Genomic DNA, 1,920 nt, shown 5'->3' with positions numbered 1-1,920 from the left:
TCCCGGTACAACCGGACCGCGCGAGCCCTCAACTCGTCGGGATACTTCCTCGGTGCTGCCACAGATGACTCCTTCCGGTCCTATCGGACCACACATCGGAGCCCTCCGGAAAACGGGGGAATCTCAACCCGCTACTGCCCGGATTGCCTGGCAGGCAATGGATCCACAGTCCACCAAACACACGGCGGCGGCTGGCGGCGCTCATGGCGATTGCCCATCGTCTTCGCCTGCCTGGAACACCGCCAACTGCTGCAACACCTATGCCCCGACTGCGGCAGACCCGCCCACGGCACCATCCGAGACGGCCGCAGACTCCCATTACTGCCCGGACCACGCATCCACGGCCTGCACCCAGCTCAATGCCGATGGACTCCCACCGACACCCGACTGAGCGCCGTTGCCGATTGCGGCGCCAGACTCGACACCACACAAGCCAGGACACCGCTGTCTGCATACGCCCTCGTCTTGCAACAACGGCTCATCGACGCACTCAGCACCGACGGAGCCGGAACCATCCTCAGCGTCGGTGAACCGACACGACCCACCGAATACTTCACCGGCCTGCGGATACTCAGCAGCCTCGTCCACAAAAACTGAGCGCGTGCTCGGACACTAACGCCGATCCCGGCGTTCAACGACGCCGTCGACGCACACATCGACAAGCACCAGCACACCAGCCCCCGAACAGCCGCCGCATCCGCAGACTGGCGACCGCTCGATCCCGAGGCCGGCGCCGGGCTCCTCTCCGTCGCCCACACCATCATCGCCAGCGAAAATCACCGGGCTGCACGCGACCTGATCCGCGAACTGCTCCCGACAACGACCTTCAGGCGCGATCACCAACTCGCCAGGGCCCGACAGCTCGTCAGCACCGAGTGCTCCCCAGGCCTGCGCCGCGCAGCCCAAGAGGCATTCCGCTCAGTCGAACGGGTCAGGGAAAGCCGCCTGGGACCAACGGACCTGCGGATGAGCTTCACGCCAGCCCGCGGACCGCAGACACGCTTCAGCCTCGAACACGTGCCACAGTGGCTTCCCGACGACATTTTCGATCGCTACCTGGCGCACTTCGACGGCATCCCAGAAACCACCCTCCGTCGCGTCACCGCGGTCCGGCTGGTCAAATTGATCTCAGGCAAGTCACTCGGCGAATCAGCACATTACCTCGGAATCCGAACGGTCATCGATCATCACGGAATCAGAGTGTTGACCAGCGGAAACGTCGTCAAACGCTGGGCCGAAAACCGAGATGAACCAACCGAATTCGGCAAAGCCATCGAAGCGATCGCCAACCACTTCCGCCAACTCGACCGGCACGTCAACTATCGCCGCCGCCGACTCGGGCTCGCGGACTGGTCCATCTCATCCGACCGATGGAACGAGATCATCGATGGCATCGCCCCCAACAACACGAACCTGCACAGCGACTTCAACCGATACTTCGCGTCCGCGCTGGTCTGGAGCACCATCACTTCCGGAGAACAACGATACGCACCAGTACTGATGGGCAGCGAGCCCGCCGGCTGGCCCCACTTGAAGAGCAAGCCCAGGCCAGCATGGGCGAGTCCGGACACTCGGACGCTGCATCAGATCCGGCTGCACCACAGCCTGACGGCACTGGCCGACCAGCTTGCCGCTCACATCGACACCGCACACCCCACCCGGTGACAGATACGACCTGCAAGTGACAGATAAAACCTGTCGTCACAGTCGCAGTCTGGATGGCAGGCGCCTTCGTTGGTTTTGGCAGTGCCTTGCAGACGGTATCTCTATGCGTGCAGCAGGTGTCCGACTGTCTGCGGATGCTGACCGACGATCTGGACCGCGGCGCTCATACCACCGACGTCACCCTCGCCTCCGGCATCGTGGTTCGCGCTCGTCTGGCACAGATTGCCGGGGCCGGCGGCGGCACCCTGTTCCACT

The 1,920-nt window shown here is 63.5% G+C and carries 3 protein-coding genes; all 3 read left to right on the top strand.

The annotated features are described in order from the left end of the window. Positions 1 to 120: 120 nt before the first annotated feature. Complete coding sequence (locus IU459_RS40305; protein ID WP_369123111.1) at positions 121 to 597, top strand: TniQ family protein; 477 nt, start codon at positions 121 to 123, stop codon at positions 595 to 597. Positions 598 to 966: 369 nt separating this feature from the next. Next, a complete protein-coding gene (locus tag IU459_RS36985) occupies positions 967 to 1,665 on the top strand; it encodes an ROK family protein (protein WP_195134230.1) in 699 nt (232 codons plus the stop codon). Positions 1,666 to 1,718: 53 nt separating this feature from the next. Further along, a partial coding sequence (locus tag IU459_RS36980; protein WP_195134229.1) for a hypothetical protein occupies positions 1,719 to 1,920 on the top strand: 202 nt, incomplete at its 3' end.

Source organism: Nocardia amamiensis (genome assembly GCF_015477605.1).
Taxonomy (GTDB): Bacteria; Actinomycetota; Actinomycetes; order Mycobacteriales; family Mycobacteriaceae; genus Nocardia; species Nocardia amamiensis_A.
Note: the sequence above shows the minus strand (reverse complement) of the source record. Positions and strands in the feature narration are given on the sequence as shown.

Coding starts and splice junctions, on each gene's coding strand:
- IU459_RS36985 (WP_195134230.1), top strand. CDS start 967: ATGAGCTTCACGCCAGCCCGCGGACCGCAGACACGCTTCAGCCTCGAA.